Origin of the sequence: Pseudomonas duriflava (assembly GCF_007830155.1) — a bacterium.
Taxonomy (GTDB): domain Bacteria; phylum Pseudomonadota; class Gammaproteobacteria; order Pseudomonadales; family Pseudomonadaceae; genus Chryseomonas; species Chryseomonas duriflava.
Window position 1 is genome coordinate 1 of record NZ_VLKY01000020.1, and the last position, 22,473, is coordinate 22,473.

Genomic DNA, 22,473 nt, shown 5'->3' on the forward strand with positions numbered 1-22,473 from the left:
ATGTCTGTCTTTGTTGGTAGTCATAAACACGACCGTTTGCCTATCCCTTATGGTAAGGGGAAAACGGTGTCCGGTGTTTCAGGGGGCTTGTTCAGTCATGTATTACTACAACAGATTAGATAAGCCTAGTATCTGCCTCGATTCAACTCTTTTACCAGAAGATACAGGCTATACCAGACAGCATAACGACACCGGAACTCGCTTAAGCAGCACCTCTGTTCACGCTTTGCTATCACCGCCCAGTAATCAAGACGTTTAGTTAGAGTAAAAGTAGAATTATGCATAGCAGGGCACGCTTAGGACTGATTATTACTGCATTTCCCGGATGATTAACGCTGCGTTGCAATTGAATGATAGTAAAGACATCACAATTCCAAATATTGCTGAATGGCGTTGTACACCAAATGCAAGACCTAGCGATGCTAACAGGCCCGCCATTAGGAAGTTGCTTGCGCGCTCACCTGCAAGGACTGCTGCACCTTGCGGCGTCTTAAAAATACCAGGATCGCTGCTGCGCCAATGACACCGGGTACGGCAAAGACCAGAAAACTGGTCTGCAACGGTAAGCTGGATCCGTGCAAGACGCCTCCAAGCACTGGTCCGATAATTGCCCCAGTCCGGCCTATACCCATCGCCCACCCCAACCCTGTGGAGCGTACATGCGGCGGGTAATACTGCACAGCGCAAGCATTCGCCAGAATCTGGGTACCGATGGTGCAGGCCCCGGCAATGGCAATAAGCAGGTAAAGCACCGCTAACGGTGCCCTGATTGCCAGCAGGCTTAGAGACAACGCACCGCAGGCAAAGAACAACAGTAAGACCCTTGTGATGCCCACACGGTCGCCGAGCCAGCCACCTGCGATAGCGCCCACAATGGCTCCACAGTTGAGGACCATTAAAAACGCCAGGCTCGAATTAAGGCCGTAACCTGCGCTATACATGATCTTAGGCAGCCACGAACTCAATCCATACACCATCAACAAACAACAGAAGAACGCGACCCACAAAGCCAAGGTACTGACTAGGCGGCCATCACGAAAAAGCTCACTGATCGAAGCGGTTGAACCTCGCGAAACAGCGTGGGCCAGCTGGTCGTTTGCTTCGGGCAGGTACGTTGGCGTCGTTTGCGCCAGCAAGGATTTGGCTCGCTCGATTTTTCCGCTACGCAACAGATAGTCCATTGACTCCGGTAACTGCCGGATCAGCAGCGGGAGCAGCAGCAGCGGTATCAAGGCGACATAAAACACCGCCTGCCATCCCCATTGCGGGATGAACAGCATACCCAGACCTGCGGATAACATCCCACCCAGTGAATACCCGCTGAACATGATCGCAACCAAGGTGCTTCGGGATTTTCGTGGTGCGTACTCATTCATCAAAGCAACGACATTCGGCATCACGCCACCGATCCCAAGCCCCGCAACGAAGCGACACAGCGCAAAGACTTCAGGGCTGGATGCGAGGCCGTTCAATGCTGTGACGCCGCTAAACAGCAGTACGCACACCATAATGGTCTTGCGGCGGCCGATTCGGTCTGAAATCGACCCGAAAAACAAGGCGCCGAACATCATCCCGACCAGCGCACAGCTACCCAACGCACCCGCTTGCAATGCACTGAGACCCCATTCGGCCATTAACGACGGCAACACTACGCCGTAGATGACCAAGTCATAGCCGTCGAAGATTATGATAAGTGCGCACCAGGTCAGGACACGCGCATGAAAGGTATTAAAGCGGGCCTCGTCTATCAGGGCCGAAACATCGATTGTTCGCATGGCATCGCTCATTCTTGTAATTGTTATGGCCGGGGTTGCATACCCGCTTTTTCGCCCTCAGTTAGGATAATGACCGCCGGTCTGAGGTGCGCTCCATGTCATCATGACCAAGCCAACAAGCGCCTTACATGCCGTAAAACGAATAATTGGTATTTCCAGCCTGAATATTCATCATCGCCTTACACACCGGAAATTAACATGAGAATTTGTGGTGTTTGTCGATTGAGGTGACCGTGCCGGGGGCGCGGTATCGCCGACAGTAGTTGGGGCGCACAGGTGTGACCTTCATCTCTAACGAGTTATTAATGCTTAAGCAACATGATTTGTGAGAACTGGTGCGCGTGGGCTGGAAGACGGAGGTCATCCACTCTCAGACATTACCAATCATGTCGAACAAGCCATAACCATTCGCAGGAAAAGCCCTTACGGGTGAAGTGCGGCCATAACCATCGGTCTCCTGACTCTTAATAGGAAAGTTACCCTGCCAGGTATTGGCCATGTGTCTGCCATCAGGCACCAATCAATGCCCCCATACGAACTCACTGCCCTGGCGGCCACCCCACGATGCATATTCCCACTCCTGCTCGGTGGGTAAGTCACAGCCTGCCCATTGCACATAAGCCCTGGCATCCTCAAGGCCCACATGCATGACCGGATGGTGCTCCATGCATTGCTGATCCGACCCCGGTCCGAGCGGATGCTGCCAGTCAGCACTAGGAACTAATGACCACCACCGGCTTACATCATCCAACTGCAACGCACCCGAAGGAGGAGTGAAAGCCAGTAACGCACGCTGCAATTGAGCCAGTGCCACACCGGGGTAGTGCTCCGGCTCAGAGCGAGTTCGGCCTGCATGACGTAGCCTGTACAAGCCACGAATTCGGCAAACATGGCATTGGTTACAGGCGCATCCTGAATCCAGAGGCCGTCCACCTGCTCCCAACGAGCCGGGGCTTCCTCTGGAGAATGATCGCTTGATCCCATGAGAAACCGTCCAGGCTCGATCCTCACCCAGACGGCACTGCGCCGGCCTAGGTCAGGGTGGCTACTTGTCGGCAGTTTCATAGTACTTGACCTCGTTACCGAAACGGATTTTCTTAGCCAACTGCTCATCCCATTCAATGCCGTTGTGGGCTTGACACTCCTGCCAGTGCGCCAGCATGCGCTGGACGACCTTAGGATTCCGATCAGCCGTAGGGTCTTTACGAATATCCAACAGTAATGGACAGGGGAATGTAATGGATCGATCCGAAAAATCCTGGCGTTGAGCTTTCTTGTTCGCTAGGTATATCGGGTTGTCCATCCACGCAATAGTTGCAGTGGGAGATAGTTTCAGGTTTGCATCCTGAGCAGCTGCTATAGATATAGGACTGAGCGAGCACGAGTACAGCATAGGCTTGGAAGCAGTTTTCATATAAGGCCTTTCTTATTATTGTTTAAGCGGTTCAAAGCCGGTTATCCGCACCGTCCTTTGTATCGGTTTTTGGGAGATGGCAATGATTTTCCGTTCTTCTTTGCATCACTCCCGGTTAGGTGGTTCTCCGCCTCCATCAGATACAAAGAACTTCCTCTTTTATAGCCTGAACGCCTAGGAGGAGGGCTACCAAGGCAGCCCTCTCAGGGTGAACGATGATCTGGCGATAAAGCTGACTGGCTTACGGACTTTTTTATTATTCATTGTCGCAACCATTAAGTAGTTAAAGGCATGCAGACATTATGAGAGTTAGAACGGATAAGGCTGATCGGAAGGTTCGACTGTTACCCATTTCACCTCAGTGAACTCTTCGAGCACAGCGCTACCGTCAAAACGGCCATAACCACTGTTTTTCATACCGCCGTAGGGAGCCTGGGGTTCGTTTTGTACCGTGGCGCCGTTGATGTGCACACAACCGGCGTCTAGACGGCTGGCGAGATCCAACGCACGACTGACATCACGGCTGAAAATGGCGGAAGACAATCCATAAGCGGTGTCGTTGGCAACCTCGAGCGCTTGCTCGGCGCCCTTTACACGCACAATGGTGGTCACAGGACCAAAAGTTTCTTCGTCATAGATAGACATCTCGCGTGTCACCCGATCGACCAACGTCGGGGCCATCAACGCCCGATCACTCAAGCCACCGGCAACGATTTCAGCACCTTTGCCAATGGCGTCATCGAGCAGTTGGTTGATTCGCTGCACGGACCCTTGGGCAATCACTGGCCCGACGACGCACGACGGAGCATCAACGGGGTTGCCCTGCTCCAGCTTGCGAACACGATCTGCAAACTTGGCGACAAACGCATCGGCGATGGCCTCGTCCACAACGAAGCGCTCGGTCGACATACAGATCTGACCTTGATAGAGGAACGCACCGAAAATCGCCGCGTTGACCGCGCCATCCAAATCAGCGTCATCCAGCACCACGAAAGGCGCCTTACCACCTAATTCCAGTAAGCAGCGCTTGAGGTGCTTGGCACTGGTTTGCGCAATCATGCGGCCAACGTGAGTCGAGCCGGTGAAGTTCACGCGACGCACCGTATCATGGGCGATCAGGACTTCGGTAACTGCCGCCGCGTCTTCTGGCGCGGTGATCAGGAAATTCAGCACTCCCGCTGGCAGGCCCGCCTCGATAAAGGCCTCGGCGAGTAACTCATGGGTTCTCGGGCTGCTCTCTGAACCTTTGAAGATCACTGTGTTGCCGCAAGCCAGTGGATAGGCGATAGCGCGAGCGCCGAGTAGCACCGGACCGTTCCACGGTACGATACTGAGCACTGTGCCTACCGGCTGGCGAAGCGTCATTGACAAGGTGCCGGGTTTGTCGGTGGGAATGGTTTCACCTTTGATCTGGCTGGTCAGTCCGGCGGCTTCACGCAGTAGGTTCGCTGAGCCAGCAACATTGAACTGAGCCCAGAGTTGTGACGCGCCAATCTCCTCGGCCATCACGCTGCAGAATTGCGACATCTTGCTTTCGAGCACATCGGCGGCCGCTAACAAAAGGCGGCGCCTTTCAGTCGGGCCAGTCTTTGACCACTTTTTAAAAGCCTGCTGTGAGGATTGAGCAATTTTCAACGCATCCTCTAATGACGCGGCAGCACCGGTGGTGACTGTCTTGCCACTCAAAGAGTTATTACGTTGGTAGGTCTTGCCGTTTGATGCAGGTTGCTTGACGTTATCGATAAGCAGTTGAACATTCATGCTGATACCTTTGATTGAATCGCAAAAATCAGGCCTGGTCGGCCGAAACGGGCATACGCAAGATAGGCTTGATTGTGACACCGCTTTCGCTGTCGGCCATCGCTTCGTTTACCTGGTCGAACGAATAGAAGCGGCACAGCTTGTCAAAGGGAAAGCGGCCCTGCAGATACAGATTGACCAGGGTCGGAATAAATGCATTGGCGACCACGTCTCCCTGCACAATGCCCATGATGCGTTTGCCAGGAATCATGACGTCGTTGATGTTGAAAGCAGCCTCCGTGCCCATCTTTGTAGCACCTACTATGCCGCAGGTACCCAGTGTGGTAATGGCGTCGATGGCCTGGCGAAGCACCTGTGCGCGGCCCGAGCATTCGAGGCTGTAATTCGCCCCACCTGAGGTAATCTCACGTACACGTTGCACGGGATCCTCCTCGCGGCTGTTGATCACATGAGTAGCTCCAAGCTCTAACGCCAACGCCAAGCGACTAGGCGTGACGTCCACCGCGATGATGGTGGTCGCTCCAGCGACTTTCGCTGCCATCACGGCCGCCAGCCCTACCGCGCCGGCACCGAATGCGACGAAGCTGGCACCGGCCTCGACCTTCATGGCCTTGAGTACGGAACCTGCGCCGGTCTGAATGCCGCACCCCAAAGGACCTAGCAGCTCGAGGGGAGCACTTTTGGGAACCTTGACCACGTTGCGCTCATTAGCCACAACATAAGTCGAAAACGAAGACTGGCCAAAGAAGTGATCATGGATGGGCGTATTGTCTTCACAGCCACAGGTGGAGGTACTGCCGTCTAGGCGACTACCACCGAAGTTGAGTGGATGCATGTGTGAACAATGCGCAGGATGACCGGTTTCGCAAGGCAGGCAAAGGCCACAAGACATGTAGGTCATCACCACATGGTCGCCCGGCTCAATGGTGGTGACCGAGGCTCCTACCGCTTCCACTACCCCTGCGCCTTCATGGCCAAGGACGATAGGCATAGGAGTCGGAAACAGCTGATCGCGTACGACCATGTCGGTATGGCAAACGCCCGTTGCGACGATACGCACACGCACTTCATCAGGGCGAGGTGCACCAAGGGTGGCACGCTCAAGTCTCAACGGGGCACCAGCCTCGCGCAGTACAGCGGCGGTGATTTCGATAGGTCCAAGTTCAGTTACGGACATGCCATGATCCTCTTTATTGGTGATCTGCACTTAGTGAAATGCTGATCAGGCCTCCTGCAAGGCACGTGGGCGATTGCTACGATGCTGTGCCTTATCAGTGGCAGCCGGACGCAGATGAAAATCGAACGTCATCTTTGCAAAGCGGCCATTGATGCCATGCTCTGTTGCCGCAGTGGAATCCTCGATAAAATGTACATCGCCAATCAAACCGTCACGGGTCGCGAAAGCGAAGTCGTCCCACAGATAGGCGTCGTTTGAGAGATTAATCTGCGTTGTCAAATGCTCATATCCGGAGGCGGATACAAAAAAATGGATATGTGCTGGTCGCTGGCCATGACGGCCGAGTTGGTTCAGGCATTCCTGAGTAGGGCCGCTGGGGTTGCAGCCATAGCCGGAGGGTACGATACTGCGTACGCGATAGCGACCTTCTGCATCGGTTACGATCCGACGACGAAGGTTGAATTCTGACTGGCTAGGGTCGAAATGGGAGTAGTTACCCTTGCTATCAGCTTGCCACAAGTCTACCAGTGCGCCTGCTATGGGTTGACCTTCAAGGTCAAGGATTCGACCATCTAGAAACATCGGAGTAGCAATACCGTCCTCGCAGCCATCGTCCATACGGTCATAGCCGTCTCGCAGCGGTGCACCTGCAACATACAGCGGGCCTTCGATCGTACGCGGTGTGCCTCCTGTGTGGCCGTCTACGGCATGCTTGGCTTCATGCAGCAGATCCATAAAGTGTTCTACGCCCAGCCCCGCCACTAGCAATCCGGCCTCATTGTTTTTGCCGAGCCGATTGATGTACTCAACACCGGCCCAGAACTCATTGTCACTAATGTCCAGCTCTTCGATGAGCTTTACGGTTTCTTGCAGTATACGCAGCACGATCTGCTTGTGTCGTGGGTTGCCCTGCTCGCTGTTATAACCTGCTGCATCACGCAGTAACTCTTGAACTTCCAAAGAATTTGTAATTGTCACGTTCATGAGTAAACCCTTTTTATTGTTAGTTGCACGCAACAGCACCGGGCTGTTGTGAAATCCGACTTAAGCGGTTTCGGTCCAGCCGAGCCGAGTGTGGGCGTTGGCTAGGTCGGCAGTCATATCGTGGTTCCACAGCCAGTCGAAACGACTAGCTAAGGTGCTTGAGAGCAGCGCTTCATCGCTCCCAACCTGCTGGTCTCGATACTCGTAAAGTTCTCCGGCCTCGTATGAGGTCCGCTGCACTCGACAAGCCCGCGGGCGGCGAATCTCGTCATATACCTTAAGGACATCTGTTGGGCTGGCCTGGCTCACTCTGGGATCAGCCAGCAGTTGAGCCAACAGCCAGGCATCTTCGAGACCTTGGCCTGCGCCGGCTCCCTGGTGGGGGAGCATGGCGTGCGCGGCGTCGCCGATAAGCCCTACGCGGCCATGTACATAGCAGGGCAGCTCGTCCAGATAGTGAAGCGCCCAAAGCGTCGGAGCAGGAATACATTGGAGCAGGACACGTACCGCATCGCCCCAATGCGCAAAAGCCTCGAGCATCTCGGCCTGTGAGGTGTTTCTCACCCACGGTGCACCCTGTGGCCATACAGGATCTGGAACACTACGATCCGAAATGAAAGCGACCACATTGATCAGCCTGCCCTGCTTTACTGGGAAAGTCAGGATGTGAGCATCGAGGCCGAGGAACATTTGAGGAACGTTAATCAGGTGTTCGTCGATGCCAGCGGCCTGGTACGCCGCACGAAGCTGCTCGCTGTCGATCATCCCGCGGTAGGCACAAGTACCGCTGAATCGGGGGGCAGCCAGGGGTTGTCCTTGCCCTTCAAGCACATAGTCACGAATATTAGATTTGATACCGTCGGCTGCGATCAATAAGTCGCATTCATGCACAGTGCCATCCGCAAAGTGGACACGGACACGCTCGCCTTGTTCTTCTACACGGATGGCACGTTTGTCGAAGCTAGCAACGCCCCTGGGCAAGCGTGTGGCCAGCGCGTCCAGAAAGTCGGCACGATGAACAGATGATTGACCTACGCCTTTGGCTACACTGGCGCCTAGATAACTAGAGTCTATACCCCGGCGCCACTCGAACCAAATGTCTTGCCATGGCGCCGCAGTACGGTCGGCAATGAGTTCGTAGGGCTTACCTAGTCCAAGCCCTTCGATAGCCCGTACCGCGTTGGCACCAAAGGAAACACCTGCACCAACCTCGCCGAATGCAGGCGCAGCCTCGAACAATTGAACATCAAGATGAGAATGACGGCATAGATCAAGCGCCAGCGCGACACCAGCGATACCTCCGCCCACAATACCGACTTGCAGTTTGGAATAAGGGCTGCTCATGGGTAAACCTTATATGTTGTTTTTGGAATACCGCCGATGATGACTATTCATGACTAGTTGATAAATGGCCTTAACTCTATAGACACTATTACCAGCATGAATAAACCTATGTGTGGTCTTGTCCTATAACCTGAGAGAACTCCCATGCATTTACGCGAGCTAGATTTAAATTTGCTTGTGATCTTTCACCAGTTACTGATCGACCGGAGTGTGTCCAAAGCGGCTGAGAACCTAGGAATGGCACAACCGGCAGTAAGTAATGCACTAAAACGCCTGCGCAACGCACTTGCTGATGACCTGTTCGTGCGCACTTCGCTAGGCATGGACCCAACACCCTATGCAGTCCAGCTGGCCGAACCGGTGTCTCATGCAATTACCACATTGCATAGTGCCCTTAACCGACACGACCACTTTGATCCCGCCACAGCGCAAAAACGCTTTACGGTGGCAATGACCGACATCGGCGAGATCTATTTCATGCCGCGGCTGATCAAGCGGTTACTGGTCTCAGCTCCAGGTATTTCGGTCAGTACCTTGCGCAGTCATGCTAGCTTATCTGAGGGGCTAGCCAACGGCGATGTTGACCTTGCAGTAGGCCTGCTTCCAGACCTGCAGGCAGGATTCTATCAGCGACGGCTGTTCCATCATCGCTACGTTTGCCTTTGCCGCAAAGGGCATCCGATTACTCGCAGTGCCATGACTCAAGCACTTTTTTGCCAATATGGCCATGTAAGGATAGTGGCCGCCAGCACAGGGCATGGAGAAATAGACACATACATGCAGCGCGCCGGGCTTGTACGTGATATTCGGCTAGAAGTCCCACACTTCGTTGCTGTAGGCCATATACTGCAAAACACTGACCTGATCGCTACTGTACCCGAACGCTTCGCCCAGAGCTGCGTTGGTCCGTTCGGGTTGACTACCGTAGCATTGCCGTTGCCTCTGCCCGAAATAGCCATCAACATGTTCTGGCACATGCGATTCAATCGTGATCCGGCTAATATCTGGTTTCGCAACTTGATGTTCGAGCTGTTCAGCGATTAGTGGCCAGCGGCTGCACCAGCAACACTTGCGCAGCCTGTTTTATCGGTTGAGCTGTTGCTTAAACGTTATCGGCCGTTTGCACACTCAACGGCAGTCCAGCAACCGAGGCGTACGTGACAATAACAATGGTCTCTTCGTCACCAGTGGTGCCCCGGTGAGTATCATTCACCGACTCTGGGAACGCTTCCCCAGCCTTGATGGTTCTAGAGCGCCCGGTGGCAAGCTCCTCCACAGTCATCTGCCCAGAAAGGATATAGGCAGCATTTGGCATCGGATGAGTATGCCATGGCAGTGACGTATGTGCTGGAATGGTCATGCGTACTACGGTCAGTTGCGGAACGCCCTCTGGATATTTTTCATACCTTTTACCATTCCAGGACTCCTCACTCTGGACCAAGGTCTCAGCGTACGGAGCACATGCACAGCTGTGTTTAGTCATCTCAGTGTTTCTCCAGTCGGTAAATACAAGTCCCTGACGATAAGGCTCAGGCTATTAGCTGCAAACCTGCTCTTTATTGCGTTGCGACAAATGCTTGCTTTGCTGCAAAGAGATTCACACTAATACTGAGCAGTAGTGCCAGCACCGCGAGCAGCATTGCCTCGGACATACCTTTGGCAAATGCTGCCGGATCGGCATGTCCAATCAGGGCACCAAAGATCGCGACCCCCACCACCCCACCTAATTGCCTGGCCGATGCCATGAACCCGGAAGCAATACCTGCATCATGCTGGCTCACGGAAGACAACATGGAATTAGTGATCGACGGTACTGAACTGGCGCTACCGATACCAACTAACATGAGTGCGGCATTAAGCAGCCACGGGGAGGAGCTGTGCAGGTTCATCTGGGAAAGCGCCACGAAGCCCATGATCTGTAGGCTGAACCCCGTGGTGATGATGTGTAGAGCGCTTACACGTCGTGCTATTCGTGAGGACACCATGGTTGAAATCGTCAGCACTGCCGTCAATGGAATGAATGACAGGCCAGTGGTAAAGGCGTCGTAGTGAAGAATGTTCTGGAAATAAATACTGAAGACGAATACCGTGCCAAAAAAGGTGAAATTGATCACCGCGCCCGCCAGCGACATAGTCATTAACACCCTATTAGTTGCCAGCCTTGGTGGCAACATTGGATCCTTGACTCGACGCTCGATCCCCATAAATAGCCCGGCACAAATGATCGCTACGGTAATCGCTGACAACGTCTGTATATTCCAGCCCTGAGCACCCGATTCGGTCAATGCAAAGGTTAGGGTTGCCAGGCATATCACGATGCAGATCTGCCCTGCCACATCAAATTTCTTGTCGACGCGGGGCGAGGCCGGCGCGAAGCGCATAATCAGACCGATAGCAAGTAGCCCAAGCGGGACGTTGATCAAAAAGACACTGCGCCACCCCAAATATTGGATAAGCAAGCCGCCAAGGACTGGCCCCGCGGCCAAGGCAATCCCACCGCAGGCGCCCCACATGGCGACAGCCGACTTGCGTCTATCCGAATCTTGAAAGGATAAACGAATAAGAGTCAGGGATGTCGGGACCAATAGAGCAGCACCCGCCCCTTGAACGGCACGCATGGTGATCAGGGTCGTCATGTCGTTTGCCAAGCCGCATCCGACCGAGGCTGCGGTGAACACTGCAAATCCTGTAGCAAAGGTAGACTTGGCGCCGAACTTGTCACCAAAGGCACCGCCTAGTATTAACAACGCGGAAAAAACCAGGGCGTAACTATTGACCACCCATTCAAGGCCGGTCAGATCGGTATTGAAGGCTGTCTTGAGCGCCGCAAGGCCAACATTGACAACGCTTACGTCTAGCTGCACTACAAGAAATCCCATGCAGGTAGCCACTAGAATGGCAGGAAGTGAAGGACTGTTCTTGACCATCGGGGATTCACGAAAAATGTTTAGTAGGATTCATGCCTATCATGAGCAGTGCTGGCAAAGCTTGACTAGCTCATCGACCACATAGCGGACCTTGGGTCTTAAGTGCGAAACCTTCGGCCACACTGCATGCACATCCACCGCCTCTGGTTCAAAGCCCTGCAATACCTCTACCAGCCTACCGGCATTGATGTCCTCCTCGAGCAGGCTACGTGGCATCTGGCACAACCCTATTCCAGCTACAGCAGCTGTAATCATGACCTCACCGTCGCCGATCTGATGGGTCGAGGGCGGCGCATACCGCACCGTTTCGCCCTCAAGGTTTACTCGCCAGCTCAATGGCTGACCTCGTCTATGCCCGACAATGCAATGATGGTGGGCTAGATCCGTGAGGTTTTGCGGCTCCCCGGCCCGAGCCAGGTAACTAGGAGACGCACAGATCACCCAACGTTGGCGGGTCAGCAGACGTGCTACCAGACCACTGGTGTCCTTGAGTTCCCCAAAGCGCACCAGCAGGTCAATGCCCTCTTCGATCGGATCGACCAAGTGATCCGAAAAGGTAATGTTGAGTTGCAACGCTGGGTATTTATGAGCGATCTGGAACAACAGCGGCGCCCCCATACGACGACCAAAGGCCACTGGCATATCAACCCGTAATCGCCCGGACGGCTCGTGATCTCCTGGACCGAGTCCTCGTTCGGCAGCGCTGATCTCTTCGAGGCCTGCCGAACAAGCCGAGAAATAGGCCTCGCCGTCGGCGGTAAGACTGATGCGACGAGTTGAACGGTGAAAAAGCTGCGTGCCCAGACGCTCTTCCAGTCGCGCAATGGATTTGCCGACGGCTGATTTGGAAATACCAAGGCGCTCGGCAGCTTCGGTGAAACTGTGAGCTCGTGCAGCTACGACGAAGGTTAAAACACCTTGCAAGGTATCAGTGGGAAGCATGATGACAGGCTACTGTAGATATTAAGTCTACCCATATGAGAACTATAGGCTGTTTATCGATTAAGATTTCTACACTAGCATGAATTATTCTCGAAAGGGGCCCCACTTTTATAGGGCAACTCACTACGCAGTGCTTTGTTCACCTAGCAAGCGAGAAACCGAGCGAAAAGGCTACGGACTTCTCTACCCTTTTAAACCTTTATCAAAGAGGAATATTCCATGCCTGTAGTACGTGTCAGCTGGTTCGAAGGTAAAGAGCACGCCGCTAAAGAAGCCGTTGCTAAAGAAATCACCGAAAGCATCGTCAAGAACACCGGTACTGATGCAAATTATATCTATGTCATTTTTGAAGACATCGCGCCAGCCGACTGGGCAGGTGCTGGCAAGCTATTCGGTAGCGCACCCGACAAGCCCTGATTTATCTGTGCATCAGCTGATGCATCATCCCGCTCGTCTGCTGACGGCATCATCAAAGGAGACCTTCTTATGCATCCCTATATTTCCTGCTTGTTCACCCTTGCGGTAAAACCTGAGAAATTCGCAGAGTTCAAAGCCTTAATTGCTCAGATCGTTCCTGCCACACAAAGCGAGCCTGACACTCTGGTCTACGAGTACAGTGTCAATGAAGACAACAGTACGGTGCACATTCTGGAGCGCTACAAGGCCGATGCCATAGTGAGCCATGTCGACAATACCTTTGCCCCTTTCGGCAAGCGTTTCCTTGAACTGTGCACTATCACCAGCCTGACCGTTTATGGCACGCCCGACGCAGAAATCCGCAAACGCCTGGACCCGTTCGGTGCCGTGTACATGACGCCGTTCGACGGCTTCAGCCGCTAATAGCTGCAACGTGCGCAGACCCGAATCTACTCATCGGGCTGTGCCGAAGTCAGCTCTTCACCTGTTTTTCAAGAGATAGCTATGTCTGCCATTGCCGAAACCATCAAAACCCGAATTTCCGCCAACAGCTATGACCCGGAACGTACATTATCGGATAAGCAGATCGTTGAACTGATCGAGCTGGCCACTCACGCCCCGTCAGCGTTCAACCTGCAGAACTGGCGGTTCGTGGCCGTGCGTAGCCAGGCGGCCAAGGAGCGCCTGTTGCCTTTGGCATATGGCCAGCAGAAGGTTGTGGATGCAGCGGTCACCTTTATCGTCTGCGGCACTTTGAAGCCCCATGAAACCCTACCTGCCTCGCTCAAACCCTCTGTCGACGCTGGCATTCTCGACCAGCTCACCTACGATAGCTGGGTTGGTGCGGCGCACGGCATGTACAGTGAAAACCCAGTGCTGCAACGTGACGAAGCTATCCGCTCCGGTTCACTGGCCGCCATGACGTTGATGCTGGCTGCGGCAGGACAAGGCCTGGTCTCGACTCCAATGATTGGCTTTGACCAAGGCGCAGTGGCAGAAGCCTTCGGCCTGTCGGCGGATGAAGTCCCTGTGATGATGGTTACCATCGGCTACGCTGGCTCAGTCAACTGGCCGCAGAAGCCGCGTAAGGCTGTTCAAGACATACTTGAGTTCGTTTGATCACAGCTCAGGTCTGGAAGGAACGGCTAGTCTGAATAGGGCTCGAACCTTCTACATACGTTCTTGAAGGAGTCATAATGAAAATCGATTTGAGCGGTAAACGTGCGCTAGTTACCGCCTCAACCGGCGGTATTGGCTATTCCATTGCCAAAGGCCTCGCTAAGACCGGTGCAATGGTCATTATCAATGGCCGCAGCGACAAATCCGTCAATGACGCAGTTGTGCGCCTGCAGACAGAATTACCAGGTGCTTCGATCTCTGGCATCGCTGCTGATCTGGGCAGCGCACAAGGCGCAGCAGCCTTGGTCAGCAGTGCAGGTGAGATCGACGTCTTGGTCAACAACGCTGGCATTTATAGCACCCAGGACTTTTTCGAAACCAACGACGAGGTTTGGGACCAATACTGGGATACTAACGTAATGTCCGGCGTGCGCCTGAGTCGTGCGCTGTTGCCGGCCATGATAGAAAAAGGTTGGGGACGGGTCGTATTCGTCGCCTCCGAGTCGGCACGCAATATCCCTGCCGACATGATTCATTACGGCGTCTCGAAGACTGCTCAACTGGGTCTGGCCCGCGGCCTAGCCAAGCGGGTTGCGGGCAGCGGCGTGACCGTCAACAGTGTACTGCCGGGGCCGACTTTGTCTGACGGCGTGTCCAGAATGATGCAGGCCGAGGTCGAACGTACCGGCAAGTCATTAGAGGCTGTAGTGGTAGATTTCATCAAGGAGCACCGCCCTACCTCAATCATTCAGCGTGCGGCGACCACCGAAGAGGTGGCCAACCTGATCGTCTATGTCTGCTCGCCTCAGGCCAGCGCCACTACCGGCGCCTCGCTGCGGGTCGACGGTGGCGTGGTTGACGACATCGTCTGATGTGTCGGGGTAGCGTAGCCCGCCGCCCCGACCTTTTCTCAAGGGAATCCTGGCTCAGGCCGTAGTCGAGGACGATATGGCGTATGCTGCGCAGGTGCTTTTCGATCACGCCACCAATAACTGGCGAGATGTCATTTTACCAAGATTGATGTACCGACCTTTATCTTTACCGATGAGTACAGTAGCCAGCACTGGATGAACTCGGTCATCGTGCAATCCATGCCTACATCCATAGAAAGGCGATCACTTTTTGGCGTTCAAGAATCCAGAAATTTGCCGTCGACCTGAGCCGTTTTCTCGATAATGCCTGAGCGCATTCACCGATCAGGGAACGCTACGAATCCAACAGTTCCATAAACTCTTGCCCGGCCGACTGTTTCGCTCCTTCCTCGGTCGGGCTTTTTCCAGTATCCACATCACTGCCCCCAACTGGGACGTGCAAATCGCTCAGACAGAAAGTTAACCAACGCCCTTACCTTCGGTGGCAAATGTTTACGTGAGGGATAGACGATATAGACCCCCAGTTCGATCGAGCGAAACTCAGGCAGAATCTCCACTAGCGCTCCGGTGCGCAAGTCTTCAGCCACCATAAAGCTAGGCTGCAAGGAAATCCCTCCTCCTGCTAGCGTGATACTGCGGCAGGTATCGCCGTTATTACAGCGAACGACCGAACGCGTGCGTACGCTCTGTACCCCATTGGGACCTTCAAACGACCAGTCATTGCCACTGGAGAAGTTGGTATAAGCCACCACGCCATGTTCCGTAAGGTCTGCCAATGTTGTCACGGGGGGATGTTGCTTCAGATACTCTGGTGATGCACATAGACACATTCGCGTACTGGCCAGGCGGCGTCCAACCAGAGAAGAGTTTTCCATTCGCGCGATGCGGACGGCTGCATCGAACCCTTCCTCCACAAGGTCCACTAGCCGATCATTAAGGCTAATGTCCAGCTCTATCTTGGGAAATGCCGTCATGAAATCGGCCCAGATAGGACCCAAGTGCAGAACGCCAAAACTAACCGGCGCATTGACCCGTAGCACCCCGGTGGGCTCAGGAGCCGCAGATGATACCGCCTCCTCCGCGGCATCCATCATTGCCAGTACATCCTTGGCTTGATGATAGAACTGCCGCCCTTCGTCTGTTAGCGACAAGCGGCGTGTGGTTCGGTGCAGTAGCCGTGCACCTAGTCGCTCTTCCAGTCCGCTGACGTAGCGCGAAATAGCTGCCTTGGACATCTCTAGTGCCTGCGCTGCGCTGACGAAAGTGCCCTTATCGACCACTGTGCAAAACACCTGCATTTCTAGAGCACGATCCATGACTGTCTCGGTTAGTGGAACTATTAATCTTATTTACCTTTATTTATCTCATTTTTCAAATCTATAAACTGAGCCCATCGAAACGCAAACCAATCAAACGAGGTAGCTATGAAAATTACAGTAATCGGTACCGGTAACATGGGTTCGGCGTTTGCAAAACAACTGGATGCAGCTGGCCATACCGTACGCATTACCGGTCGGAACATGGCAAAAGCTAATACTCTGGCCGAATCGCTTGCTAACGTCAGCGCCTATGCTGCTGCGGATGCCCTAGGCGACAGTGATGTGGTCATCGTCGCGACGGCTTACCTGGACGCTGTTCCTGCCTTGCAGAGCTTGGGTGACCTGACCGGCAAGGTCGTCATTGACATTACCAACCCCCTAAGCGCCGACTACATGTCGCTTACCATTGGCCATGTAACCAGCGCTGCGGAAGAAATATCCAAGGCAGTACCGGCAGCTCATGTCGTCAAGGCATTCAACACCTTATTTGCTCAGGTGTTGGCTGATGGCCCGCTGTTTGCGGATAACCAGCGCGGTAGCGTATTTGTTGCCGGTGACAGTGAACATGCTAAGCAGACTGCGGTTTCGCTGGCGCAAAGCCTTGGCTGGAACACCATTGATGCTGGCGATCTGGTCAATGCACGTTATCTGGAGCCACTGGCAGGCCTCAATATCTATCTTGGTTACGGTGCGGGCCTAGGTACTTTGGTCGCACCGGTCTGGCTGAACAAGTAATTCAATTCGGAGTATTCACCATGAACAAATCGTTCCCTCTGCTGTTTGTGTCTCATGGTGCTCCCATGTTTGCAATCGAGCCCGGTCTGGCTGGTAAACATCTGGCCGAGCTCGGTCGCGAACTGCCGCGACCCGACTCGATTGTCATCCTGTCACCGCACTGGATGACCCGTGGCGAGGTTAGCGTTACGGCAAGCACCGCACCCAGCACTATTCACGACTTTGGCGGTTTTCCAGACGCCTTATACCAGATTCAATACCCGGCGCCCGGCGCCCCGGCACTGGCAGCGCAGATCGTCGACATGCTTCATGCAGCCGGCTGGAAGTCGAGCCTAAACGCCAGTCGTGGTCTGGATCACGGTGCTTGGGTACCGCTGCTGTATCTAGCACCTGAAGCCGATATTCCAGTAGTACAGGTATCGATGCCCTCATCGCTCGATACTCACTCAGCCTGGAAATTGGGTCAGGCACTTAAGCCGCTACGGGATATGAATGTCCTGATTGTGGCCTCTGGCAGCTTGACCCATAACCTGTACGAGTTTCGTGGTGCTACGTCCCATGGCGCCCAGTATGTCAAGGAGTTTGCCGCCTGGACCGCCAAGACCTTGGCGTTAGGCAATCTGGAGCAACTGCTAGACTACAAGCAATACGCACCTTCGGCGGAGCGCGCCCATCCAACGGACGAGCATTTCCTGCCATTATTTATCGCGCTTGGCGCTGCCGGTGAACAGTATGAAACACGAGTTCTGGAAGGTGGCATAACCTATGGCGTGCTGGCCATGGACAGCTATCTATTTTCTTCGAACGATGCTCATCTACTCGGCTCGACTGCAACTGCACAAGGCGGTAATTGATCATGGCTAGCATCGCTTTTTCCGAACCAGCTCGCGAGCCAGAATCCGGGATTTTCTTCCGTAAGACCTGTAACACGTCGACGCCGAAGGCGCGTCTGATGCTGTTACATGGCATTGGTTCAAACGAGGCCAATCTGATCTCCCTCGCCGCCTCGCTACCGGAAGATCTGGAGATACTGCTGCTGCGTGGCCCCTTGCAGGTCGGTCCGCAAGGCTTCGCCTGGTATCAAGTCACCTTCACCAACAACGGCCCATCGTTCAATTACGTGCAAGCCGAAGCTAGCCGTAAACTGCTGCAGAGCTTTATCAACGCCCAGTCCAAGCTGCCGACCGTAATCGCAGGCTTCAGCCAGGGCGGCATCATGAGCTCTAGCCTTGGGCTCACCGAGCCAGAGCTGGTCAAGGGTTTTGCTTTGTTGAGTGGGCGCATGCTCCGCGAAATCGAGCCGCAAATTGCCTCTACGGAACGGCTGCAATCGACTTCAGCATTCATCGCTCACGGTCAGCGTGACGACGTTTTGCCAATCGATTGGGCTAAGGAAGCTGATGCCTGGCTAGATCGGATTGGTGTTGCACACGAAACACATTTCTACGACATGGCCCACGAAATGGTCGCTGAAGAACTGGCTGACTTTTCGCAATGGCTAACAAAAACACTGTCACTTACTAATTGATAATAGGATTCATGCCATGATCGATTCACGCACTGCCCCTTATGCCGCCTTTATCATGCGAGTCGCACTGGGCATTATGTTTTTGGCACACGGCTTGACAAAGTTACTGGTATTTACGCCTGCAGGCACTGCTGGTTTTTTTGAATCTGTTGGCTTTCCCGGCTTTCTGGCTTTTCCGGTCATAGCATTTGAAGTCTTTGGCGGGTTGCTGTTGATATTCGGTATATATGCACGCTGGGTAGCGGCAGTAGCTGTGGTGCAACTCTTCGTTGCTGCGACCGTGCACTTTGGTAACGGCTGGAGTTTCACCAATGCCAACGGTGGTTGGGAATACCCGATCTACCTGTCAATCACTGCGCTGGTTGTGGCACTGCTAGGCGATGGCGTGTTGGCAGCAAAACGTTCCAGCCGCATCTGATAACATCAATAAATACGTCCCCTTTAGGGGACGTATTGGGGCCGCTCGGCTCAGCCGAGCCGAGCGGCCATGAACTCTACGAACGCCTTGATCTTGGGTAAAGGCTGGCGACTCCAGGGCCACAAAATACTAAAGGTGCGGTAGTCACGCACATGCTCTTCAAGTACAGATACCAGTCTCCCCGCGGCCACTGCTTCTTCCACGAAAAAGTCAGGCAGGCAGGCAATGCCCTGCCCCGCTTCGGCCATTGCCAGCAAGGGCTCGATGGCATTGGCAGTGGCCGAGCGGGGAACATCAGATACTGCCCCTTCAGTGCCACTGATCAATGGCCATGAATCAAGCTTGCCGCTGCTCGGATAGCGATAACGAAGGCATGAATGAGTGCCCAGCTCACTTGGGTGGGTAGGCACTCCTCGGATAGCAAAATAATCTGGTGAGCCTACCAGCCGGTGGCTGTAACCGTTGAGTTTGCGCATTACTAACCTAGAATCTTCGACCTCACCGATGCGCATCACCGCATCGAACCCCTCCTCAATCACGTTCACCAACCGATCGCTAAACTCAAGCTCGAGCTCTACTTCAGGGTAGGCCTGCTGAAAGGCAATCAGATGGGGCATGAGTTTCATCCCTAACTGTGGTAGCCCGACTCGCAGCTTACCCTGCGGCTTGCCCGCCGCAAGAGTCAACTCGTTTCTCGCGACCTCATATTCCGCGAAGATTCGATTACAGCGCTCAAGGAACAAGCCACCCTCGGCGGTCAGCGTGATCGCACGGGTGGAACGATGAAACAAACGCACCCCTAGGTCCGCTTCCAGCCGAGCCACCGCCTTGCCGACTGCTGAAGCAGACAGCCCGAGGCGCCGCCCTGCTTCGGTAAAACTACGGGTCTGCGCGGCGAGCATGAAAGTGCCCAATGCGCCAAAGTGATCCATACAATTCACCATTTTAGAATTTAATTCCTGAATGTTAGGAACTGTATCCTGTTTTTCTTCCGCAGCTATCCTCCTATAGTCGGTCTACTAGAGAAGCACGCAGGTAGCGCACTGATGCCAGTGTGTCTTTTATAAGAGGCTTATCGATGAATCCCAATACTTCCCTCCCCTCTCTCAGCCCTGACTTAATGGCCCACCACGGTTATTCCCGTATTTTTCAACCCGGCCGCCTGACATTCGGCTTTATCGCACCATTGGAAAGCTATCCCAACAGCCCGGGGCCGACCTTAGAGGACCACGTGGTTATGGCGCACAAGGTTGACGAAGCTGACTTCGCTGCCATTTGGCTGCGCGATGTACCCTTCTATGACCCCGATTTCGGTGACGTCGGGCAGATCCTCGATCCATTGGTGTATGCAGGCTACCTGGCCGCCGTGACCAAGCGCATCACTCTCGGTACCGCCGGAATCGTTTTACCGTTGCGCGATCCCCTGATTGTGGCCAAACAAGCCGCTAGCGTCGATCAACTGTTGGGCGGTCGATTTATCCTAGGCCTGGCTACTGGGGATCGCCCTGTGGAGTACCCGGCATTTGGTCTTGATTTCGAAAACCGCGCCGAACGCTTCCGTGATGCTTTGGCGCTCTTACGCGCCGCCACCGAAGAGAACTGGGGCGTCTATTCATCAAAATTCTACGGACGCCTGGATGGCTCGCTCGACCTGGTGCCCAAACCGGTCGCATCAAGGATGCCCACTATAGTTATCGGTCAATCGGGCCAGTCGCTGGAATGGATTGGCGAAAAAACCGACGGCATTCTTTCTTACATTGCTAATCCGGCACTTATCCCCCAGATCATCGATCGTTGGCGCACAGCCTGTGGAGTCAATAGCTTCAAGCCATACGGCTATGGCACCTTGTTCGACCTGGATAAAGATCCTAATCATCCTGTACAACCCGGGCGGGTGCTGCGCGCTGGTCGTAATGCGCTGATCGAATTGTGGAAGCGTCAGCAGGACCAAGGCGTCAACCACGTGGCACTACACTTCAAGCCGCAACGACGCCACGCCTCGGAGGTAATAGACGAACTGGGTGAATACATACTTCCGCATTTCCCAAGCCTGACCTCTACATCCGCCCGATTGCGCATGGAGCAGCACACATGAAACATCCTCTCCATCATATGGACTTCATTTTCCAGACCCGCCTGGGTACTTACCCGCTGCAGGCTCAGTGCGAAATGCTTGCTGAAATCGGCTATCAAGGCATGACAATGTCGGCCTGGAGCAAGGATCTGACTGCCATACCTCAGATCAAGGCGCAGTGGGGCTTGGACGTAGGCGCGGTTTACCTAATCTACCGCGAAGGGCTGGAGGCATTTGTCACCAATATCTTTGAAAGCCTAGAGGGCTGCTCAACGATCGAGCTGGCGCTGCACTCAGGTAATACGGTCACCGACCTGGATCGGATGATGCTAGAAAGGCTGCTGCCGATCTGCGAGCGGCGTAATCTTCAGATAGCCCTGTATCCCCATGCACGATACGGCATGCAGACTACCACCGAGGCCGTCGCTCTTTGCGAAGCCTTCAACCATCCGCACTTGGGCATCGTTTTCCATGGTTACCATTGGTACGCCAATCAGGAAAAACACCTGGAGCAGCGACTCGATGCCGTATGGCCCTGGTTGCGCAACGTAAACATCGCCGGTAGCCGCCTATCACCCCTGGGCTGGGGTGGACTGGCGACCATCGAGCCTCTGGACGAAGGCGAAATGGATAACTTTGTACTATTGGGAGCACTGCAACGTCGCGGCTTTGAAGGGCGAGTCGGCGTGCTCGGCTGGGAGAGTATGGGCGGTGATGTCTATGGCAACCTGCGGCGCTCCATGATCGCGTTTCGCTCCATGGAGCAGCGTCTGGCAGCTCATCCGGAGTGGGCCGTGCTCGACCCACTGCCCTATTGATTGTGCAAGGTCCTTCCATGAATCATTCTGTCCATGCACTCGACTCTTTTTTCTATTCATCAATGGGCGTTTACGCCTTCGAGACCCAATGCGCGATGCTTGCAGAAATCGGCTACAACGGCATTACCGTGGCCGCGTGGGGTGGAACACCGCTGACTGACCTGACCCTTTTGCCCCAAGTGCCGGAGCGCCATGGACTTAAGGTCGAAGGACTCTACCTAGTGCTGCACGAAGGGCGTAACGATCACCTGTTGCGCAACATTGTAGAAACTGTCGAAGGGGTCGAGTTAATTGAGCTGGCGGTACAGACATCCGTCAATGGCGAGGCGGCGATTTTACGCTTCATTGAATCCTTACTGCCGATTGTCGAACGCCGCGGCTTGCGCATCGCGCTCTATCCACACCTGCATCATGTAACCCAGACTACCTCGCAAGTTGTGCAAATTTGCGAGCACTTCAACCATCTTCGCCTCGGTGCCTCGTTTAACGCCTACCACTGGTACGCCAGCCAAGAAGGCCAGCTGGAGAAACGGCTGCAAATGATGAAACCCTGGCTAATGCAAGTGGTGACCTCTGGTAGCGCGCTGTCGCAACTGGGCTGGGGCGGGGTTGCCACCATGGAGCCAGTCGATAGGGGCGAAATGGATAACTTTGCGGTAATCGACGCTCTGAACCGTGTCGGCTACACCGGCAGCATTGGGGTGCTGGGCTGGGATTACGGCGGTGATATCTATCTCAAGCTGCAACGTTGCCTTGCTACGTTGCGTGATATCGATCGACGTTTGCAGGTCCATCCGACCTGGGCGGCGCTGCGCTGAAATGCCTGATTTTAACCATTCAACACTTTGC

The 22,473-nt window shown here is 54.2% G+C and carries 24 protein-coding genes and 2 pseudogenes; 13 read left to right on the forward strand and 13 right to left on the reverse strand.

The window, feature by feature from the left end:
• Positions 1 to 437: 437 nt before the first annotated feature.
• From IQ22_RS20150 to salA, 8 genes and pseudogenes are all read right to left on the reverse strand, one after another.
• On the reverse strand, positions 438 to 1,775 hold the full coding sequence (locus tag IQ22_RS20150) for an MFS transporter (RefSeq protein ID WP_145145368.1): 1,338 nt from the start codon (positions 1,773 to 1,775) through the stop codon (positions 438 to 440).
• A 370-nt stretch (positions 1,776 to 2,145) separates the two neighbouring features.
• Positions 2,146 to 2,589: pseudogene (locus tag IQ22_RS23655) on the reverse strand (SUMF1/EgtB/PvdO family nonheme iron enzyme).
• On the reverse strand, positions 2,514 to 2,840 hold the full coding sequence (locus tag IQ22_RS23660; RefSeq protein WP_244309316.1) for an SUMF1/EgtB/PvdO family nonheme iron enzyme: 327 nt from the start codon (positions 2,838 to 2,840) through the stop codon (positions 2,514 to 2,516). Before IQ22_RS23660 ends, IQ22_RS23655 begins: the two are co-directional and overlap by 76 nt.
• The gene (locus IQ22_RS20160) at positions 2,821 to 3,189 is read right to left on the reverse strand and encodes a hypothetical protein (protein ID WP_145145370.1); all 369 of its coding nucleotides are present in this window, start codon (positions 3,187 to 3,189) and stop codon (positions 2,821 to 2,823) included. Before IQ22_RS20160 ends, IQ22_RS23660 begins: the two co-directional genes overlap by 20 nt.
• 309 nt (positions 3,190 to 3,498) lie before the next feature.
• Complete coding sequence (locus IQ22_RS20165) at positions 3,499 to 4,950, reverse strand: aldehyde dehydrogenase (protein ID WP_145145372.1); 1,452 nt, start codon at positions 4,948 to 4,950, stop codon at positions 3,499 to 3,501.
• Positions 4,951 to 4,978: 28 nt separating this feature from the next.
• A complete protein-coding gene (locus IQ22_RS20170) occupies positions 4,979 to 6,127 on the reverse strand; it encodes an NAD(P)-dependent alcohol dehydrogenase (protein WP_145145374.1) in 1,149 nt (382 codons plus the stop codon).
• Between the two features lie 45 nt (positions 6,128 to 6,172).
• Positions 6,173 to 7,111 (reverse strand): catechol 1,2-dioxygenase, encoded by a 939-nt coding sequence (catA, locus tag IQ22_RS20175; protein ID WP_145145376.1) that lies wholly within the window; start codon positions 7,109 to 7,111, stop codon positions 6,173 to 6,175.
• 60 nt (positions 7,112 to 7,171) lie between these two features.
• Positions 7,172 to 8,455 carry a salicylate 1-monooxygenase gene (salA, locus tag IQ22_RS20180; RefSeq protein WP_145145378.1) on the reverse strand — a complete coding sequence of 428 codons (1,284 nt, stop codon included), beginning with the start codon at positions 8,453 to 8,455 and terminating at the stop codon, positions 7,172 to 7,174.
• Between the two features lie 144 nt (positions 8,456 to 8,599).
• Here salA and IQ22_RS20185 point away from each other — a divergent pair, with 144 nt between their 5' ends.
• Positions 8,600 to 9,499, forward strand: coding sequence for a LysR family transcriptional regulator (locus tag IQ22_RS20185; protein ID WP_145145380.1), 900 nt, complete (start codon positions 8,600 to 8,602; stop codon positions 9,497 to 9,499).
• A gap of 58 nt (positions 9,500 to 9,557) precedes the next feature.
• On the opposite strand, the gene IQ22_RS20190 is transcribed toward IQ22_RS20185, so the two are convergent.
• From IQ22_RS20190 to IQ22_RS20200, 3 genes are all read right to left on the reverse strand, one after another.
• Positions 9,558 to 9,938, reverse strand: a complete 381-nt coding sequence (locus IQ22_RS20190) for a cupin domain-containing protein (RefSeq protein ID WP_145145382.1) — start codon at positions 9,936 to 9,938, stop codon at positions 9,558 to 9,560.
• Between the two features lie 73 nt (positions 9,939 to 10,011).
• Positions 10,012 to 11,382, reverse strand: coding sequence for an MFS transporter (locus tag IQ22_RS20195; protein WP_145145385.1), 1,371 nt, complete (start codon positions 11,380 to 11,382; stop codon positions 10,012 to 10,014).
• Positions 11,383 to 11,421: 39 nt separating this feature from the next.
• Positions 11,422 to 12,324 (reverse strand): LysR family transcriptional regulator, encoded by a 903-nt coding sequence (locus tag IQ22_RS20200; protein WP_145145386.1) that lies wholly within the window; start codon positions 12,322 to 12,324, stop codon positions 11,422 to 11,424.
• Between the two features lie 219 nt (positions 12,325 to 12,543).
• Here IQ22_RS20200 and IQ22_RS20205 point away from each other — a divergent pair, with 219 nt between their 5' ends.
• From IQ22_RS20205 to IQ22_RS23665, 5 genes and pseudogenes are all read left to right on the forward strand, one after another.
• The gene (locus IQ22_RS20205) at positions 12,544 to 12,741 is read left to right on the forward strand and encodes a tautomerase family protein (RefSeq protein ID WP_145145388.1); all 198 of its coding nucleotides are present in this window, start codon (positions 12,544 to 12,546) and stop codon (positions 12,739 to 12,741) included.
• A 69-nt stretch (positions 12,742 to 12,810) separates the two neighbouring features.
• Complete coding sequence (locus IQ22_RS20210; protein ID WP_167654196.1) at positions 12,811 to 13,164, forward strand: putative quinol monooxygenase; 354 nt, start codon at positions 12,811 to 12,813, stop codon at positions 13,162 to 13,164.
• A gap of 81 nt (positions 13,165 to 13,245) precedes the next feature.
• On the forward strand, positions 13,246 to 13,860 hold the full coding sequence (locus tag IQ22_RS20215; protein ID WP_145145392.1) for a nitroreductase family protein: 615 nt from the start codon (positions 13,246 to 13,248) through the stop codon (positions 13,858 to 13,860).
• 77 nt (positions 13,861 to 13,937) lie between these two features.
• Positions 13,938 to 14,732 carry an SDR family NAD(P)-dependent oxidoreductase gene (locus tag IQ22_RS20220; RefSeq protein ID WP_145145394.1) on the forward strand — a complete coding sequence of 265 codons (795 nt, stop codon included), beginning with the start codon at positions 13,938 to 13,940 and terminating at the stop codon, positions 14,730 to 14,732.
• Positions 14,733 to 14,781: 49 nt separating this feature from the next.
• A pseudogene (locus tag IQ22_RS23665) lies at positions 14,782 to 15,043 on the forward strand (alpha/beta fold hydrolase); the annotation flags it as partial.
• Between the two features lie 105 nt (positions 15,044 to 15,148).
• On the opposite strand, the gene IQ22_RS20230 reads toward IQ22_RS23665, so the two are convergent.
• Positions 15,149 to 16,048 carry a LysR family transcriptional regulator gene (locus IQ22_RS20230; RefSeq protein WP_145145396.1) on the reverse strand — a complete coding sequence of 300 codons (900 nt, stop codon included), beginning with the start codon at positions 16,046 to 16,048 and terminating at the stop codon, positions 15,149 to 15,151.
• Positions 16,049 to 16,156: 108 nt separating this feature from the next.
• On the opposite strand from IQ22_RS20230, the gene IQ22_RS20235 reads away from it, so the two are divergent.
• Genes IQ22_RS20235 through IQ22_RS20250 form a run of 4 tightly spaced genes read left to right on the forward strand, consistent with a single transcriptional unit; the run spans position 16,157 to position 18,732 of the window.
• Entirely contained in the window at positions 16,157 to 16,786 is a 630-nt protein-coding gene (locus IQ22_RS20235) for an NADPH-dependent F420 reductase (protein ID WP_145145398.1), read from the forward strand.
• Between the two features lie 20 nt (positions 16,787 to 16,806).
• Positions 16,807 to 17,640: a DODA-type extradiol aromatic ring-opening family dioxygenase gene (locus IQ22_RS20240; protein ID WP_145145400.1), complete on the forward strand. Its 834-nt coding sequence runs from the start codon at positions 16,807 to 16,809 to the stop codon at positions 17,638 to 17,640.
• A gap of 2 nt (positions 17,641 to 17,642) precedes the next feature.
• Complete coding sequence (locus IQ22_RS20245; RefSeq protein WP_145145402.1) at positions 17,643 to 18,314, forward strand: alpha/beta hydrolase; 672 nt, start codon at positions 17,643 to 17,645, stop codon at positions 18,312 to 18,314.
• A gap of 16 nt (positions 18,315 to 18,330) precedes the next feature.
• Complete coding sequence (locus IQ22_RS20250) at positions 18,331 to 18,732, forward strand: DoxX family protein (RefSeq protein ID WP_145145404.1); 402 nt, start codon at positions 18,331 to 18,333, stop codon at positions 18,730 to 18,732.
• Positions 18,733 to 18,782: 50 nt separating this feature from the next.
• Here IQ22_RS20250 and IQ22_RS20255 read toward each other — a convergent pair whose 3' ends face one another.
• Positions 18,783 to 19,664, reverse strand: coding sequence for a LysR family transcriptional regulator (locus IQ22_RS20255; protein ID WP_145145406.1), 882 nt, complete (start codon positions 19,662 to 19,664; stop codon positions 18,783 to 18,785).
• 146 nt (positions 19,665 to 19,810) lie between these two features.
• Here IQ22_RS20255 and IQ22_RS20260 point away from each other — a divergent pair, with 146 nt between their 5' ends.
• The 3 genes from IQ22_RS20260 to IQ22_RS20270 are packed head-to-tail and all read left to right on the forward strand — an operon-like array spanning position 19,811 to position 22,442.
• The gene (locus IQ22_RS20260) at positions 19,811 to 20,827 is read left to right on the forward strand and encodes an LLM class oxidoreductase (RefSeq protein ID WP_145145408.1); all 1,017 of its coding nucleotides are present in this window, start codon (positions 19,811 to 19,813) and stop codon (positions 20,825 to 20,827) included.
• Positions 20,824 to 21,624 (forward strand): TIM barrel protein, encoded by an 801-nt coding sequence (locus IQ22_RS20265; protein WP_145145410.1) that lies wholly within the window; start codon positions 20,824 to 20,826, stop codon positions 21,622 to 21,624. Before IQ22_RS20260 ends, IQ22_RS20265 begins: the two co-directional genes overlap by 4 nt.
• Positions 21,625 to 21,641: 17 nt before the next feature.
• Positions 21,642 to 22,442, forward strand: coding sequence for a sugar phosphate isomerase/epimerase family protein (locus tag IQ22_RS20270; protein WP_145145412.1), 801 nt, complete (start codon positions 21,642 to 21,644; stop codon positions 22,440 to 22,442).
• Positions 22,443 to 22,473: the final 31 nt, after the last annotated feature.